The sequence below is a fragment of the Caldovatus sediminis genome (genome assembly GCF_014644455.1).
Taxonomy (GTDB): Bacteria; Pseudomonadota; Alphaproteobacteria; order Acetobacterales; family Acetobacteraceae; genus Caldovatus; species Caldovatus sediminis.
In genome coordinates this window covers 285,610-302,296 of record NZ_BMKS01000004.1, presented here as the reverse complement: position 1 = coordinate 302,296, position 16,687 = coordinate 285,610, and the positions used below count along the sequence as shown (strand labels likewise).

15 protein-coding genes are annotated in these 16,687 nt (G+C 75.4%); 8 read left to right on the top strand and 7 right to left on the bottom strand.

Annotated features, from left to right (window positions below):
• Nucleotides 1-193: 193 nt before the first annotated feature.
• From IEX99_RS08690 to glgP, 5 genes are all read left to right on the top strand, one after another.
• Nucleotides 194-1,312, top strand: a complete 1,119-nt coding sequence (locus tag IEX99_RS08690; protein WP_188899625.1) for a transposase — start codon at nt 194-196, stop codon at nt 1,310-1,312.
• A gap of 552 nt (nt 1,313-1,864) precedes the next feature.
• A complete protein-coding gene (locus IEX99_RS08685; protein WP_188899624.1) occupies nt 1,865-2,473 on the top strand; it encodes a Spy/CpxP family protein refolding chaperone in 609 nt (202 codons plus the stop codon).
• 360 nt (nt 2,474-2,833) lie between these two features.
• Entirely contained in the window at nt 2,834-4,405 is a 1,572-nt protein-coding gene (gene glgA, locus IEX99_RS08680) for a glycogen synthase GlgA (RefSeq protein ID WP_188899623.1), read from the top strand.
• Nucleotides 4,406-4,650: 245 nt separating this feature from the next.
• Nucleotides 4,651-4,992: a hypothetical protein gene (locus IEX99_RS08675; protein WP_188899622.1), complete on the top strand. Its 342-nt coding sequence runs from the start codon at nt 4,651-4,653 to the stop codon at nt 4,990-4,992.
• A gap of 1,688 nt (nt 4,993-6,680) precedes the next feature.
• Entirely contained in the window at nt 6,681-8,393 is a 1,713-nt protein-coding gene (gene glgP, locus IEX99_RS08670; protein ID WP_188899621.1) for an alpha-glucan family phosphorylase, read from the top strand.
• A gap of 100 nt (nt 8,394-8,493) precedes the next feature.
• Here glgP and IEX99_RS08665 read toward each other — a convergent pair whose 3' ends face one another.
• Nucleotides 8,494-8,688, bottom strand: coding sequence for a DUF2842 domain-containing protein (locus IEX99_RS08665; RefSeq protein ID WP_188899620.1), 195 nt, complete (start codon nt 8,686-8,688; stop codon nt 8,494-8,496).
• Between the two features lie 194 nt (nt 8,689-8,882).
• On the opposite strand from IEX99_RS08665, the gene IEX99_RS08660 reads away from it, so the two are divergent.
• The 3 genes from IEX99_RS08660 to IEX99_RS08650 all read left to right on the top strand — a co-directional run bounded on the left by IEX99_RS08660 (nt 8,883) and on the right by IEX99_RS08650 (nt 11,220).
• Nucleotides 8,883-9,398, top strand: a complete 516-nt coding sequence (locus IEX99_RS08660) for an adenine phosphoribosyltransferase (RefSeq protein ID WP_188899778.1) — start codon at nt 8,883-8,885, stop codon at nt 9,396-9,398.
• Between the two features lie 245 nt (nt 9,399-9,643).
• Entirely contained in the window at nt 9,644-10,657 is a 1,014-nt protein-coding gene (locus IEX99_RS08655) for a hypothetical protein (RefSeq protein ID WP_188899619.1), read from the top strand.
• 245 nt (nt 10,658-10,902) lie between these two features.
• Nucleotides 10,903-11,220 carry a hypothetical protein gene (locus IEX99_RS08650; RefSeq protein WP_188899618.1) on the top strand — a complete coding sequence of 106 codons (318 nt, stop codon included), beginning with the start codon at nt 10,903-10,905 and terminating at the stop codon, nt 11,218-11,220.
• A 209-nt stretch (nt 11,221-11,429) separates the two neighbouring features.
• Here IEX99_RS08650 and IEX99_RS08645 read toward each other — a convergent pair whose 3' ends face one another.
• From IEX99_RS08645 to IEX99_RS08620, 6 genes are all read right to left on the bottom strand, one after another.
• Nucleotides 11,430-12,230, bottom strand: a complete 801-nt coding sequence (locus IEX99_RS08645; protein WP_188899617.1) for a DUF1217 domain-containing protein — start codon at nt 12,228-12,230, stop codon at nt 11,430-11,432.
• Nucleotides 12,223-12,594, bottom strand: coding sequence for a flagellar biosynthesis regulator FlaF (locus tag IEX99_RS08640; RefSeq protein ID WP_188899616.1), 372 nt, complete (start codon nt 12,592-12,594; stop codon nt 12,223-12,225). The genes IEX99_RS08645 and IEX99_RS08640 overlap by 8 nt, the downstream gene beginning before the upstream one ends.
• A complete protein-coding gene (locus IEX99_RS08635) occupies nt 12,591-13,028 on the bottom strand; it encodes a flagellar biosynthesis repressor FlbT (protein WP_188899615.1) in 438 nt (145 codons plus the stop codon). Before IEX99_RS08635 ends, IEX99_RS08640 begins: the two co-directional genes overlap by 4 nt.
• 97 nt (nt 13,029-13,125) lie before the next feature.
• Complete coding sequence (locus IEX99_RS08630) at nt 13,126-13,950, bottom strand: flagellin (protein WP_188899614.1); 825 nt, start codon at nt 13,948-13,950, stop codon at nt 13,126-13,128.
• Nucleotides 13,951-14,065: 115 nt separating this feature from the next.
• Nucleotides 14,066-15,133 (bottom strand): flagellin, encoded by a 1,068-nt coding sequence (locus IEX99_RS08625; RefSeq protein WP_188899613.1) that lies wholly within the window; start codon nt 15,131-15,133, stop codon nt 14,066-14,068.
• Nucleotides 15,134-15,147: 14 nt separating this feature from the next.
• The gene (locus tag IEX99_RS08620) at nt 15,148-16,674 is read right to left on the bottom strand and encodes a flagellar hook-associated protein FlgK (protein WP_188899612.1); all 1,527 of its coding nucleotides are present in this window, start codon (nt 16,672-16,674) and stop codon (nt 15,148-15,150) included.
• Nucleotides 16,675-16,687 lie beyond the last annotated feature (13 nt).

Below are 16,687 nucleotides of genomic sequence, written 5' to 3'. Positions count from 1 at the left end.
CGCGCAAACCATCCGTCGCGCCGCCGGGAGGATGCGCACCGGCGCTGCAACGGCCCGGAGCGGCCGGGCCTGCGCCTGGCCGGCTGCGCGGCACCCGCTCGGCGTCCGGGCCGGGCGATCGCGGCCTGGATCCGTGCCGCCACGGATGGCAGCGTGCCTCGCCGCGCACCGGAGGCGCAACGCAGCGCCGCGAATGCGCACGGCGTTGGAGTCGACCTGCGAGCCTGGCGGAGGCGCTGCTGCCGGCGGGCGCGGGCTCCAATCGCCGGCTGGAACGCATCGCCGGCCTGGTCGCCCGGGCGCCGATGGATTCCCTGCTCGCCCCGCTGCGCGCCGGCAGGGGTGGTCCGGCTACCCGCCGCTGGCGCCGTTCCGCGCGCTGCTGCTGGCGCAGTGGTACCAGCTTTCCGATCGCGGTCTCGAGGAGGCGCTGGCCGACCGGCTGCCGTTCCGTCACTTCTGCGGCTCCGGCCTGGACGGCGGCACGCCGGACGAGACGACGTTGAGCCGCTTTCGCGTCGCGCTGACCGAGCGCCGCCTGGCCGAGGCGGCGGTGGCCCGCCCGCCGCAGAGCGGGGCCGGAATCTCCGCCAAGGACCCGGAGGCCGGCTGCACGCGGCGCAGCCGGCGCGGCTTCTTCGGCTTCAAGGCGCAGGTCGCTGCGGATCTCGGCTCGGACCTAATCCGTGATGCGGTGCTGACCGGCGCCGATGTCGGCGACAGCCTGGACGCCGAGGCCGTCGGCTACGAGCTGCACCACCGCGAGGGCTTGGCCCGGCTCCTCGGGGATGGCCGGATCGAGCTCGACACCAACGCCGCCGAGCGCACCATCCGCCCGATCCGCCTCGGCCACAGGGATGCGCCGCTCGCCTCCGGCGACGATGGCGGGGCAAGACGGGCCGCCGTGGCCTCGCCGCTGGAGACATGCGAGCTCAACGGCGTCGACCCGCAGGCCATCCGGCCGAGGCGCCGACCCGCCTCGTCAACGGCTGGTCCAACAGCCGTCTCGAAGAACCCACGCCGTGGTGCTGGGCCGCAGCCGAAAAGGGCTGGCCGTCAAGCGCGACCGCAAAGAGCCCGTCGCCGCGCTTACCGACGACACCACGAAGGGTTCGAAGAAGCACCGCTCCTCGTTCGACAGCGGGCCAGGATCAACGCCGATCTCCGCCCAAGAGATCAGCCTCGGATCACAGCCGCGCCAGGAGGAATCCCCCCAGACTCTCGCTTGTCCATGCAACCTGGATCTCTCGACGTCAGGGTCGCGGATGAGCGGGCGCCCGTCCGCGGCGACCGGGACCGAGCGGGGGTGTGACGGGCGCATTCCCGCGCGTCCGGTTTGACTGATGTCAACCCGGAAACGCAGGGGAAGTGCTTTATTTGCATCGCCTCGAGGCTGAACCGCCGTGCGACGGGTGCCCGTCCTCGAATGGTGCGATGACGAACCATCCCCGGCGGCCGCGACGAGGAACGGCGCGCCTATGCCACGAACATCCGTGGGGACACCCTCGCGGAGACCGGGGTCGCGAGGCGGCGCTTCGCAGCGGAGGCGGTCCCGACGACGTCGCTGGTGGCCGGCGGGCCGGGCGGAAAGCGGAGGACGAGAACGATGCGCAGGACGACGATGCCGATCGGCGCGGGTGCGGCGATGGGAGCGGCTCTGCTGCTGGCGCTGCCCGCGGGGGCGCAGCCGGGGCCGCAGCAGGATCCGCACCATCCGGCGGCCGGCGCCGCGACAGCGCAGGCCGCGTCGCCAGGCCCCGCGCCGGGCGGCGGCCCCGCGGGCAGCCCAGGGGCTCCCGGCGCCGCCCCCCGCGGCGCCGGCCCGATGGGCGGCCCGGGCATGATGATGGGCCCAGGAATGGGCATGGGCGGGCCCGGCAGCATGCCCGGCATGGGCATGACGATGATGGGCGACGAGGGCCGCGGGCCCGGCATGACGATGCGGCGCCACGGGTTCGGCGGCGCGCCGATGAACGTCATCATCAACGTCGGCCCGGGGATCCGCGTCGAGGTCGAGGACGACGGCGGGCGCGCGGGCCGGATGATGGGCATGCCGCGCGGCGGCGCCATGGGCCCCGGGATGATGATGGGTCCGGGCGCGATGCGCCCGTTCGAGCGCGTCGAGGGCCGGCTCGCCTATTACCGCGCCGAGCTCGGCATCACCGAGGCGCAGATGCCGCAGTGGAACGCCTTCGCGGAGGCCCTGCGCGCCGCCGCCGGACGGCTGCGGCAGGCCCATGCCGAGGCGATGCGGGCCGCCGCCGATCGGCCGGGCACCGTGCCCGAGCAGCTCGCGCGGCGGATCGCGCTGCTCTCGTCCCTGCTCGAGACCACGCGGTCGGTGGCGGAGGCCGCGAGGCCGCTCTACGAGGCGCTGTCGGAGGAGCAGAAGCGCACCGCCGACGCGCTGATGGCGGAGCATCTGCGCATGATGCGGATGCGCGGGCCGTGGGCGGCGCCGGCGCGATGGTGAGGGCGGCGCCCGGGCGGGCAGCCCGAACCCCCTCGTCCTGACGGCGTCAACGACGGGCGCCGCACCGGCGGGTGCGATCGCCCTGCCGCGTGCGGGCACGGGCCGCGCCCCGCCCGCAGCCGCCGTGGAGGCGCGGCCAAGGCGGGGGCCGCTTCGAGGCGGTCGCGCCAGGAGGCGCGGTCCGCTGCCCCGAGGCGCGGGCGATGCCGGCGCTCGGCCGCCGACCGCCGGTCCCGTCCGGGCGACGAGAGGCTCCCCTTCCCATGCCCGAGCGCAGGCGCGAGGGCGATCGTTTGACCTGGGTCAATGCCTCGCGCCGGCCCGAGGATGTCCATTCCGGCAGCAGGGAGATGCCGCGGGATGCCGGCCCTGGAGCCCACGGAGCGCGCTGGCAACGGGCGGGCCCACCCGTCTCCGCCGGTCCGCGCCGCGCGCGATCCGGCCGCCGCCCCCAACGGCCACCGGGCCCTGTTCGTCACCTCCGAGATGGCGGATTTCGTCAAGGCCGGAGGGCTGGGCGAGGTGTCGGCGGCCTTGCCGCGCTCCCTGCGCCGGCGCCTCGACGTCCGGGTGCTGATCCCGGGCTACCGCGAGGTCCTCGCTCGCGGCGGCCCGATCGCCGTCGTCGGGCGGCTGCCGGCGCTCGGCGAGATTCCGACGTGCGAGATAGGGCGGCTGGAAACGGCGGACGGCCTCATCGTCCACGCCCTCCTCTGCCCGGCCCTGTACGACCGCGAGGGCTCGCCCTACGGCGACGCCCACGGCGTGGACTGGCGCGACAACGACCTCCGCTTCGCCCGGCTCGGCCTCGCCGCCGCCGCGTTCGCGCGCGGCCTGGCCGACCCCGGCTGGCAGCCCGACATCCTGCATCTCAACGACTGGCCGACCGCCCTCGCGCCGGCCTACCTCGCCTGGTCCGGCACGCCGGTGCCGAGCGTCCTGACGATCCACAACCTCGCCTATCAGGGCCTGTTCGCCCGCGAGCGCGCCGGCAGTTTGGGGATCCCCGACCATGCCTTCCGGATCGACGGCGTCGAGTTCCACGGGAAGCTCTCCTTCCTGAAGGCCGGCCTGTTCTACGCCTCGCACCTCACGACGGTGAGCCCGACCTACGCCGAGGAGATCCTCAGGCCCGAGTTCGGATGCGGCCTGGAGGGCCTGCTCCGCACCCGCGCCGCCGAGGGCCGGCTGTCCGGCATCCTGAACGGCATCGACGAGAGCTGGGATCCGCGCACCGACCGGCATCTCGCGGGCCGGTTCGGCGTGGACGACTGGCGGGGCAAGCAGGCGAACGCCGAGCACGTCCGCCGCGCCCATGGCATGTCCGATTCGGCAGGCCCGCTGTTCGCGATCGTGTCGCGCCTGGTGCATCAGAAGGGGGTGGACCTGGCCGCGGCCGCCGCCGAGGCGATCGTCGAGCAGGGCGGCCAACTCGTGGTCACCGGCCGGGGCGAGAGCCGCCCCGAGGCGGCACTGCAGGACGTGGCGCATCGGCACCCGGGCGCGGTGGCGGTGCGGATCGGCTTCGACGAGACCGAGGCCCGCCGCACGTACGCGGGCAGCGACTTCCTGCTGATGCCGTCGCGCTTCGAGCCGTGCGGCCTGAGCCAGATGTACGCGCAGCGTTTCGGCTCGCTGCCCGTCGCCCACCGCACCGGCGGGCTCGCCGACACCATCGAGGACGGCATCACCGGCTTCCTGTTCGGCGAGTGCTCGCTCTCAGCGCTGACCGCCGCCATCGCACGGGCCTTCGCCGCCTTCCGCTCGCGCGAGCGGCTCGACGCCATGCGGCGCGCGGCGATGACCCGGCCGCGGGGATGGGAGGAAGCGGCCTCCGCCTACGAGGGCGTCTGCGCGCGGCTGCACGCCGCGGCGCGCCGCTCCACCCTCGTCCGGACCCTCGCCGGGCACACGCCGCGCGAGGCGCGATGAGGCGACCGGCGCCGCCCTGCCCCGCCGCGCATGTCCGCGCGGCGTACCGTCCTTCCGGGAGCGCCGCGGGCCTCCGGCGTCGGGCGCCCGGGGGGCGCCGAGGTGCCGGCCTGAGCCCCCAGCGCGCCGCCGGCGCATCCTGGCGCAGCGCCCCCGCCCGCCGCCGGAGCGTCCCGGCAGGTCCCGGCGAAGGCGAGCCGGTGCGCCGCCCCTCCCGCGCGCGGCCGGGACGCGACGGGCGCGTGATGGCGGGCGCGATCGGCATCGAGCCCGGCGAGCCGCTGCCGCTCGGCCTGAGCGAGACCCGCGACGGCTTCAACCTTGCCGTCTTCAGCCGCAACGCGACACGCCTGACGCTCCTGCTGTTCGAAGGTGCGCGCGGCGCGGCGGCGGCGGAGATTCCGCTCGACCCGGTCCGCCACCGCACCGGCGACCTCAGGCACGCGCGCCTCGTCGGGCTGCCGCGCGGCACGGCCTACGCGCTGCGCGCCGACGGCCCCTTCGCACCGCAGGCGGGCCACCGCTTCGATCCGAGGCGAGTGCTGCTCGACCCCTACCCCGCCGCGGTCGAGACGGAGGCGGACTGAACCGCGGGCCGCTGCCTCGTCCCCGACCACCGGTTCGACTGGGGCGACAACCGGGCGCCGCGCCATCCGTGGCGCGAGACGGTGATCTACGAGACCCACGTCCGCGGCCTGACGATCCATCCGTCCGCCGGCGTGCGGCGGCCAGGCACCCTCGCGGGCGTCGCCGAGATGATCCCCCCACTTCCGTCGGCTGGGCGCGACGGCGGTGGAGCTGATGCCGGTGGCCGAGGCGCCCATGCGGGCGGCGGCGGGCCGGCGCCGCGATCCCCGCACGGGAGAGCCCCTGCGCAACCACTGGGGCTACGACCCGGTCGCGCTGTTCGCGCCGCGCGCCGCCTACGCCGCCGGCGGGGCCGCGTCCGCCGTCGCCGAGTTCGAGGCGATGGTGCGCGATCTGCACCGCGCCGGGATCGAGGTGATCCTCGACGTGGTCTTCAGCCACACGGCCGAGGGCGGCGAGGACGGGCCGACCTTCTCCTTCCGCGGCCTCGACAACGCCGTCTACTACCTGCTCGGGCCGGGTGGCGGCTACCTCGACCTCACCGGCTGCGGCAACACGCTGAACTGCAACCACCCGGTGGTGCGCACGCCGATCGTGGACTGCCTGCGGCACCGGGTGATGCGCGGCCACGCGGACGGGTTCCGCTTCGACCTCGCCTCGGTGCCCGGCCGCGGTCCGGATGGCGCGCCACTGCCGAATCCGCCGCTGCCCGAGCAGATCGCGGAGGATCCGGTCCTGCGCGAGGTGAAGCTGATCGCCGAGGCGTGGGACGCCGCCGGGGCGTTCCAGGTCGGCGCCTTCCCGCACCGCGCCTGGGCCGAGTGGAACGTCCGCTTCCGCGACGACGTGCGCCGCCTCTGGCGCGGCGATGCGGGCATGACCGGCGCCTTCGCGACCAGGCTCGCCGGCAGCTCCGACCTTCATGGCGCCGGCGCCGGTCCGCTGCGCAGCGTGAACTTCGTCACCTCGCACGACGGCTTCACGCTGAACGATCTCGTGAGCTACGCCCGGCGGCACAACGGGGCGAACGGCGAGGACAACCGGGACGGACCCGCCGAGGAGTTCAGCGAGAACAACAACGGCGCGGAGGGCCCGAGCGACGACCCGGCCGTGGAGGCCATGCGCCGGCGCCAGGTCCGCAACCTGCTCGCCACGCTGCTCCTCGCGCGCGGGGTGCCGATGCTGCTCGGCGGCGACGAATTCCACCACACCCAGCGCGGCAACAGCAACGCCTGGTGCCAGGACAGCGAGATCTCCTGGTACGATTGGGACCTGGCGCGGCGCAACGCCGACCTGGTCCGCTTCGTGAGCGGCCTCGCCGTTCCGCCGCTCCCACCCCGTGCCGGCCGCCGAGCGCTTCTACGCCGCGGACGAGATCCGCTGGTTCGGGCCCGACGGCCGGCCGCCGGACTGGCACGGTCCCGACAACCGCCTGAGCTGCGCCATCCGCGAGGCGGACGTCTCCGGCGGCGGTCTCTGCCTGCTGCTCAACGCCGCCCGCGGCCCGGCCCGCTTCGTCCTGCCCGCGCCGCCCGCCGGCCCCCGGCGGGTGGCCCTGAACGCCGCGGCCCCCCGCCCGCGGACATCGCCGCGCCCGGGTCCGAGCCGCCGCTGGCCGACCCCGCGCCGCACCTGCTCGTGCCGCCCCGCTGCACGCTGGCGCTCGTCTCGCGCCGAGGAGCCCGTCATGGCCCCGCCTCTCGACCCCTTCCTCGCCCGGACCCGCGTCGCCTACTTCACGATGGAGATCGCGCTGCGGCCGGAGATGCACACCTATTCGGGCGGGCTCGGCGTGCTCGCGGGCGATACCGCGCGCGCCGCCGCCGACCTCGACCTGCCGATGGTGTTCGTCAGCCTCGCCAGCCGCGAAGGCTATCTGCGCCAGGAGATCGGGCCGGACGGCGCGCAGATCGACCACCCGGATCCCTGGGATCCGGCGGCCCACGCCGTGCCGCTCGACGCCGCGGTGGCGGTGCGGCTCGAAGGGCGCAGGGTCTGGGTCGTGGCCTGGCTCCACCTGCTCTCCTGCCCGCTCGGGCACCGGGTGCCGGTCGTGCTGCTCGACACTCGCCTCGAGGTGAACGCGCCCGAGGACCGCGGCATCACCGACCGGCTCTACGGCGGCGAGGAGACGATGCGCCTGAAGCAGGAGGCCGTGCTCGGCATCGCCGGCGAGCGGATGCTGCGCGCCCTAGGCTTCGAGATCGAGACCTACCACCTCAACGAAGGCCACGCCGCGCTGCTGCCCCTGGCGCTGCTGCGCCGGCACCGGCGGGCGCCGGACCGCCCGGCGGAGGGCCCGCTGTGCTACGACCTCGCCCCGGTGCGCGAGCGCTGCGTCTTCACCACGCATACGCCGGTCGAGGCCGGGCACGACCGCTTCCCCTACGGGCTCGTCGAGCGGGTCCTGGGCGAGTTCTTCGAGACCGACCAGCTCCGCCTGCTCGCCGGCGCGGACACGCTGAACATGACGCGCCTCGCGCTCTCCCTCAGCGGCTGGGTGAACGGCGTCGCGAGCCGCCACGCGGAGACGGCGCGCCGCATGTTCCCCGGCTACCGCATCAGCGCGATCACTAACGGGGTGCACGCCGCGACCTGGGCGCACCCCGCCTTCGCGCGGCTGTTCGAGGAGGCCGCGCCCGGCTGGGCGCACGAGACGGAGGTGCTGGCGCGCGCCGACCGCCTGGCGGATCAGGCGGTGCTCGGGGCGAAGGCCGAGGCCAAGGCCGAGCTGCTGGAGGAGGCGCGGCGGCGCGCCCCCGACGCGGCCCGGGCGCTGCGCGCCGACCTGCCGCTGCTCGTCTTCGCGCGCCGCATGACAGGCTACAAGCGGCCGGACCTGCTGTTCTCGGATCTGGACCGGCTGCGGGCCATCGCGTCCCGCCTGCCGTTCCAGGTCCTCGTCGCCGGCAAGGCGCACCCGCGCGACGGCCACGGCAAGGAGCTGATCCGGACGCTGCATGCGCAGGCGGAGGCGCTGCGTGGCGCCGTGCCTGTGGCCTTCCTGCCCGGCTACGACCTGGCGCTGGCGAAGTGCCTCGTCGCCGGCGCCGATGTCTGGCTGAACACGCCGCTCCCGCCGCTCGAGGCATCGGGCACGAGCGGCATGAAGGCGGCGCTGAACGGCGGGCTGAACTTCAGCGTGCTCGACGGCTGGTGGGTCGAGGCCTGGGAGGAGGGCGTCACCGGCTGGGCCATCGGCGCCGACGGCGCGGCGCCGCCGCCGGAGGAGCACGCGCGAGACCTCTACGAGAAGCTCGAGCGCGTCGTGCTGCCGGTGCAGCACGGCGACCCGGCGCATCGGGCCTGGATGATGTGCCAGGCGATCGCCCGCATCGGCGCGCGCTTCAGCAGCCACCGCATGATGCGCCGCTACGCCACCGAGGCCTACCTGCGATGAGCGCCGACGGCCGGCGCCGCAACGCGATCGGAAGCCTGCCCGCCACCCGGCCGCCGCGGATCTCCCGCCGCGACCATTCGGCCCCGCCCGGTCCGCCGGTTCAGCGCCGCCCGGCCGCCCAGAAGATCAGCGCACGGGCGGGCAGCACCCAGAGCACCCCGGCAACGGCGAAGTACAGCGCCTCGAGCGCCCAATGCAGCCCGCGAACCCGGTCGGCGAAGGCGACCACGCCGGCGAGGTAGAGGGCGAAGCCGATCAGGCCGATCAGCAGCGCGATGCCGGTCCGTGCGGTCATGGCGCCCCCATGCCACGGCGCCCCGACACGGCCAAGACCGGCCCCCGCCCGCGCCGGCATCCGCGATTGCCGGCCGCGGCGCGCTGCGCCACAAACGGCGGCGCCTCGCAGGCGCAGCCTGGCCCGCCCGCCCCGTCCCGCACCCCAGGAGGATCGGCCGAAGCATGTCCCTCGCCGACACCGACCCGAACACGATCGACCTGCGCGAGCACATCCGCGGCATCCCGGATTTCCCGAAGCCGGGCATACTCTTCTACGACATCTCGACCCTGCTCCGGCACGGCCCCGCCTGGCGCGCCGCGATGGCCCGCCTCGCCGCGATCGTGCGCCCGCACCGGCCCGACCTGCTCGCCGGCATCGAGAGCCGCGGCTTCCTCGTCGCCGCCCCGCTCGCGCTCGAGCTCGGCCTCGGCTTCATCATGCTGCGCAAGCCGAACAAGCTGCCGGGCCTGACCATCGGCCTGAACTACGCGCTCGAATACGGCACCGACCGGATCGAGATGCAGGCGGACGCCGTGCAGAAGGGCCAGCGCGTGGTGCTGCTCGACGATCTCCTGGCCACCGGCGGCACCATGGCGGCGGGGATCAACCTGCTGCGCCAGGCCGGCGCGGTGGTGCCGGCCGCCGCGTCGCTGATCGAGCTGACCTTCCTCGGCGGCCGAAGCCGGCTCGACGTCCCCTTCGAGGCGCTGATCGCCTACGAGAGCTGAGGGGCCCCGCGCCCCTCTTCGCCACAATTTCGCCGCATCCGGTCCGGAGGAGGGTCCGCCCACCGCCCGCCGATGCCCCGCCGTGGCGGTCGGCCAAGCGTTCGGTCGGGACGCGAGCCAGGGAGGAGAAGGCGGCGATGCCCGTACCCGCTACCACCGGTCCTGCCTTGCGGCGCCGTGTCTGGCTGCTGGGCGGCCTTGCGGCCGCCGCGGCCGCCCTGTCCTCCAGGCACGGCGGCCACGCCATGGCCGCCCTTCCCGCGGCCGCCGTGCTGCTGGCCCCTGGCCCCGAGGACAGTTCGCAGGGCCGCTGGGCGGCGAGCTTCGCCGCCGCCCTCGGCCGCCGCACCGCGCCGCAGCCGACCCGGCTCGAGCCGCAACCGCTCGGCGGCGCCGACGGCGTGACGGCAGCCAACCGCTTCGCCACCTCCGCCGCTCCGGACGGGCGCACCCTGCTCGCCATGGCGGGCGCCGCGGCGCATGCCCGGATGATCGGCGATGGCCGGGCCCGCTACGAACCCTCCGCCTGGCTGCCGGTTTGCGGCCTCGTGCAGCCGACGGCGCTCCTCGTCCGTTCCCCCGCCGTGGCAGCCCACCTCGTCGCCGTCCGCCGCGCGGAGAACGCCACGCCGGCGCCGCTGCGCCTTGGCCTGCCGGGGCCGGAGGCACCCGAGGCCGCCGCCCTCCTCGCGCTCGAGCTGCTCGGCGTTCGCGCCCAGCCGGTCTTCGGGGTGGACGTCGCCGCCGCCGAGCCGGCCCTGGCGGAAGGGCGGGTGGACGCCATCCTCGCCAGCGGCGCGAATCTCGCGGCGCGCGCCCGGGCGATCGGGGCCGAACCGTGGTTCGCCGCGGCGCGCGCCGAAGCGGGCCCCCACGCCGCGGCGCGGCGCGACCCCGCGCTGCCCGGTGTGCCGAGCCTGGCCGAGCGCATCGCCCTCCGCGTCGCCGCGGGCGTCGCCTCGCCAGCGGCCGAGATGGTTCTCGCGGCCGATGCCGGCCTCGCCGCCGCGCGGATGCACGCCGCGATCGTCCTGCCGGCGCTGACGCCCGCCGATCTGGTCGCGCTGTGGCGCCACGCCGCCGCCCGCCTTGCCGAGGAACTGCTCGAAGATGGCGCACCGGAAGCCGAGACAGCCTGCCCGCTGCTGCCCGGCACCGAGGCCGCCGCCGCCTACGCCGCGGCCTGCGCCGTGCCGGAGCCGGTGGTGCAGGCCTATCGCGGCTGGCTGGCCCGTCGGCTCGACTGGCGCGGCAGTTGAGGCGCGGAAGCGCGCCGGATCGCCGCCGCCGGCGCGCGTCAACGCTTTCTCAACCCCTCTCCCGCAAGCTGGGACGCGGGTCACACCGCGCGATGCCAACCGATCTTCCCCCGCTCCGTCCCCTGTCCGCGGCCGAGGCGCATCCTCGTGCCGCCAGCAGGCCGGCCGAGGCGGTCGCCCCGGGTGCCCCGCACCCGGATGCCGGCGGCCCGGCGGGCGAGGCCGGTTCGCGGCGACCGCCTCCGGTGCCCGAGATGCCGGAGGGCCGGGTCATGGTGCCGAATCCGGCGCTGCGGATCGACCACGCGCTGGGCATGGTGGTGATCGAGTTCCGGAACAGCGCGGGGGGCCTCTCCTGGAGCATTCCGTCCGCACGTGAGCTCGCTGCCTATCGGGCCGCCGTGCAGGCGGACCCCGTCCCCAACGCGCGTGCGGTGCCGCCAGCTCCCTTGCCGTCCACCGACGCGCCGTCGGAGACTTCGCGGCCGGACGCGCGCAGCGCTTCCCGCGACCAGGCGGCCGTCGCGCCTTCCGCGCCAGCGCGGGGGCAGCGTTCGGGCTGATCCGCCCGGGCAGCGCGCCGGAGGTCCGTCGCCCTGCAGCACAAGACCCATGCATGGCGCATCCGCCGCGGCTCCGCGGCGGTGGCCCTCGCTTCGGGGCCTCCCCGTCTGCCGGCGGGCAGCCTGCCGTCAGGCCGGCGCAGAACCGGCCGCGCCTGCCGGGGCAGCGGCCGGCGGCGCTGCTGGCCGGAACGATCGGGGCTTCGTCCTCATGCGAACAGCGCGACCAGCGGGGATGGCGCCCCGGCCAGGCCGGCCGGCCCAGCCTCACCCGCGCGGGCCAGGAGATAGCGTTCGGCCAACTGCCCCGCCACCCGCGGATCGGCCAGGGTCTTGACCTGGAGCCGCGACGTGATCGCCCGGGCCTGGGTCTCCACCGGCTGGATCGCGATCTCCATCGGCAAGCCGAGCGCCCCCGTCACCACCCGGCGGAGCACCGGATCGCCCAGGATCTCGTAGGCGCTGTTCACCGACGCGGCGCGCCGGCGGAAGTGCAGCGCGTCGGAGAGGCCCGGATGGGACGAGTCCAGATCGGCGTGCCAGCGCTGCCGGCGCAACCCTTCTTCCAGCCTCGCCTGCACCGCAGGGTCGCGCAGCGCGTCCATCCCGCGCCGTCGCAGATCGAGCGTCGCCGCGGCCTCGCGCCATCGCTTGTCGGAGAGCCGCATCAGCAGCCCCTTCGGATCCGACGGGTCGGCCATCAGCGCCCGCGCGGCGAGCCCGCCCTGCCCGACCGCATCCGGCATCCCCATCGCCGGCAGCAGCACCTCGAGGATGCGCGGATCGCGCAGCGCGCGCGCCGGATCGGAGGTCGCCGCGGCAGCGGCGCGGAACCGCTCCATGGCGCGCCCGAGCCCGTGGTCCCGCGCAAGCCGCGCCAGCGCCCGCGTCTCCTCGCCCGGCGCGCTCGCGCGACGCAACGCGGCGATGGCGCCCGCGCCGTCGCCCGCGGTGAGGGCGCCGATACCGCCCCCCGCGCCGTAGAGCGCGGCGAGGATCGGATCAGCCACGGGCGGCAAGCCCCGCAGTGATCTGCTCGTTCACCCCGATCAGGAAGCCGATGTCGGGAGATGGCAAGTCCAGCTCGCGCTGGACCGCCCGGGCGAGCGAGACCAGATCGGCGCGCAATGGCGCCGGAAGCACGTTCGCCGGATGCAGCGCCGCCGCCTCCACCGCAAGCCACAGCCGCCGGTTGTCGGCAAGCGCCCGTGCGCGGGCCGGACCGCCCTGGGCCGCCGCCCCCCCTTCCACCCCGGCGACCGCTCGCAATGCGCCCGTCACGCGGCGGAACACGTCCGCCTCCCGCTCGCGCGGATCGAGTGCCGCATGGGCGGCGCCATAGGCGCGGCGCAGCGCCATCAGCGTCGGACTCATGCCGGAATCCCCTCCTCCTGCTCGGCCGCGCCCCCCGCCGGATCACCGCCGAGCACGGCCTCCTCGTGGCGGATCACGCGCCGCACCAGCTTCAGTGCGACATAGCACTCATCGGCCTCGGCCGCGGCCAGCGCGCGGTCCAGCAGCATCTTCGCGAGCGAGGAGGTGGTGGCGGCCTGGAACTCGGCGATCAGGCGATGCGCGACGGCGAGGGCGCGCTCGCGCTCCTCGTCGGTGCCGATGTAGGCGGTCTGCAGGGCGAAATAGATCCGCCGCGCCGGAGTGGTCGCCTGCTCGGGCGGCATGACCTGCTTGCCGAACAGGAAGCGCGCCTTGGCCGTCAGCTCGATGCGACAGCGGTTGCGGAAGCGGATTGGCGCGCCGTTGACGACCATCGTGTCGCCCGGGCGCAGCTCGAGGACCAGGGTGGACATCGTCTTGCGCGCGCTCCTCGCGGACGGATGGCGGGGCGGCCGCGGAGCGGCGCGCGCCGGCCCCGAAGGGCCCAGCGCGCGCCTCCCCGCCCGCGCCTCAGCGGAACAGGCTCAGCAGCGTCTGCGGCGACTGGTTGGCGATCGAGAGCGCCTGGGTGCCGAGCTGCTGGCGGATCTGCAGCGCCTGGAGCTGCGCCGACTCCCTGGCCAGGTCGGCATCCACCAGCGCCCCGATGCCACCCTGCAGGCTGTCGATCTTCTCCTTGTTGTAGGTGATCTGCGCGTCAACGTAGCGGTTGTGCGCCCCGAAGGCGTTCAGCGCATCGTTGATCGCGGCCTCGACGACCCGGAAGTTGCCGCCGGCGGCGAGCGCCGCCTGCGCCGCCGCCGCATCCGCCGGCGGAGTGGCCGCCACGATCAGGTCGGCCTTGGTCACCCCCGTGATCGTGTAGGTGTCGCCATTCTCGTTGCGGGTGGTGACGATGCTCGCCGTGATCGTATCGTCGAGCAGGTTGCCGTTGTTGTAGGTGGCGTCGTCGATGAAGTTCGTGATCTGGTCGACCAGCGAGACGTACTGCGCCTCATACTGCGTGCGCTGATCCGCGCTGAGGTTGCCGTCGGCCAGCTTCACCAGCACCGACCGCACCTCGATCATCGTCTCCGACACCTTGGTCAGGCCGGCCAGGGCCGTGTCCAGGATGCCCTTCACGCCGCCGAGCTGCTCGTTGGCGGAGGTGAGGCCCGCGATGTCGGCGCGCACCGTCTGCGCCACGGCGAAGGCCGCGCCGTCGTCCCGCGCGTCGGCGACACGGAAGCCGGTGGAGATGCGCTTCTGGGTGACGCCCAACGCGTCGTTGGTCCGGTTGAGCGCCTGCAGCGCCACCATCGCGTTGACGTTGGTGTTCACGGAGTTCATGGCCATCGGGATATTTCCCTGGACTGAGAGGCCCCAGCGGGGCCGGGTTGCACGCCGCGTCTTGCGGTGAGGAGTGAAGCTTGCCCCGGGCCGCCTTAACGCCCGCTGAACGCCGCGCCGGTCAGCCGAGGAACCGCGCGAGGCTCAGCGAGCCCAGCACCGAGATCGCCCGATAGCTCGCCTCGAGCTGCATGCGCGCCCCCTGAAGGCGGACCAGCGTCTCCGCCATGTCCACCTCCTCGATCGCGGCGAGCTGGCCGCGCAGCGCGACGGTGACGTCCGCATGGCGGGTCCGCAGCGACTCGAGCCGCGCCTCCGCGGCGCCGAGCAGGCCCGCCTCCTGGCCGAGCGCCCGCACGGCGCTGCGCAGCCCCTCGCGCACCGTGCCCACGAGCGCGACGAAGTCGTCGCCGAGCTGCGCCTGCGCCGGGTCCAGCGCGGCCAGCGTCGCCAGCCCGCGCAGAAGGTCCCGCGCCCACGACCCGGTCGTCTCCCCGGTGGAGACCGCGCGCGCATTGCGGTTGGCCAAGAGGCCGTAGCCGACCCGCTCGCCGTCCGCGGCGAGGAGGTCGCGCGGCGCCTCCGTGCCGCCCCGGAGCGGATCCGAAAGGAAGGCGGAGAACGGCGTCACGCCCGGCGCGTCATCGAGCGCCGCCGCCATGGTCGCCGCCGCCACCGCGGCGGCGTTGCCGCCGCCGAGCCCCGCCACCGCGGCGGCGATCTGCTGCGCCATGCCGCTCGCCGCGATCCCGTTCGGATCCGGCACGGGCGGATTCAGGGAATCGCTGCCGCCGAACAGGTACTCGCCCGCGTAGCGCTCGTTCAGCAGCCCGGCAACCTGCACCATCGCCGCCCGCGCCATGCGCGCCGTGGCGGCGATGCGCTCCGGCACGACGCCGTTGAGGTGCATGGTCTCGGCGAAGAACTGCTCGGCGATCGCGGCGAGCTGCCTCAGCGCCCCCTGCGCCGCCGCGGTTCTTCCGAGCACGCGGCCGATCACCCCCTCATAGGCCTCCCGTCGCGCGATCTCGCCGCGCAGGTCGATCGCGAGCCGCGCCTCGGGCGCGATGTCGCCGTACAGCACCCCGCGCCGCCCGTCCGCCACCTGGCGCGCCAGCACCTCCATGCGCGCCCGCAGCAGCGCCGACTCCGCCGCCAACCCGCCGAGAGCGCCGACCGTCGCCGTCATGACCCCTCCCCCGTTCAGCGCAGCGCGGCGAAGAGCTGGTCCCACATCCGCTGCACCACCTCGACCACCTTCGCGTTGGCCGCGTAGGCGTTCTGCAGCTGCACCATCGCCGCCATCTCCCCGTCCACGTCCACCCCGGAGCGCGCGGCGAAGCGCGCCTCGAGGCCGGCCGCCAGGCCGTCGGCGGCCTCGCGGGCGGCGGTCGCGGCGGCGCGGTCGCCGGTGTGCGCCGCGGTCACCGCCATGGCGTAGCCCGTCAGCGTGGGCGGCGCCGCGAAGGGCGAGGCCAGGGTTCCGTCCGGGCCGAGGCCGGTGGTGGCGATCGCCGGCCAGGGCGCGCCGGCAGCCGCCTCCGCGCCGAAGGAGAAGTCCAGAACCCGGTCGAGCAAGGTGACGAAGCCCGCCGGCCCTCCGGGCGGGTTGGGCGTGAAGGCGGACGGCCCGCCCGGCGCGCCCGTCACCGCGTGGGTGCCGTCGCGCAGCAGGCTCGGCGCCGCGCGCACCGCCGGATTGAGGCGGATCGCCGCGGCGAAGCCGACCTGCGACGAGCCCGCATAGGGCTGCGACGGATCGGGGACCGCGCCGGCGGCGTTGGTGAACAGCCGCAGCCCCTGCGCCTCGAGCCGCGCGGCGAGCTGTGCCGCCGCGATGTCGAGCTCGGCCTGGTAGCGCGGCAGGGTGGCGTCGCGCAGCGCGACGTACTCGGCGAGCCGGCCGCCGCGCAGCTGCGCCGTGACGTCCACCCCACCGAGCATGATCCCGGGCAGCGTCCCCCCCGCCCAGGAGGCGCCAGGGCCGACCTGCGCGTCCGCCGTGGCGAAGGCGTCGCGGTCGGGATCGAGCGGCAGCACCATCCCGCCGCGCGCGATCAGCGTCATGCCACCGTCCGGCCGCGCCACCGCGCGCAGCTCGAGCGACTCCGAGAGCCGCGCGATCGCCGCGTCGCGCCGGTCCTGGAGCGCGGCCGCGCTGCCACCGCGCGCGATCTCGGCCCGGATGTCGCGGGTCAGCGACGCGACCTCGCGCAGGCCGGCGTTGAGCCGCGCGACCTCGGTGACGATGCCCTCCTGCGCCCGCTGGCGCGCCGCGCCGATCGCCTGCGCGACCTCGTTGAACCGGCCGGCGATGTCCTCGGCGGCGAGCAGCACCGCCGCCTGCCGCCCCGAATCCGACGGTTCGGCGCGCAGACCGAGGAAGGCGTCGCGCAGCGCGCCCATCAGGTCACCGAGCGACTCGCCGGCCTCCGCCCGGCCGTGCGCCAGCTCGATGCCGCCGAGCAGCGCCTCCCGCACCCGCGCCGCCGCCAGCGCCGCCCGCTGCGCGTTGAGCGCGGCGACCAGCGCCGCGTCCACGTCGCGCTGCGCGTCAAGCGCGCGCACGCCGAAGGACAGGCCCGCCGCGGCCAGCGTGACCGCGGCGACCGTCTTGTTGGTGTGCCCCGCGACGCCGGCCGCGGCGATGTCCTGGGACGTCGAGGCGAGCGCCCGCTGCACGTAGAGCAGGCCGGAGCGGGCGGTCAGGAGGGCGGCTTCGAGGCTCATGGCGGCTCCAGCC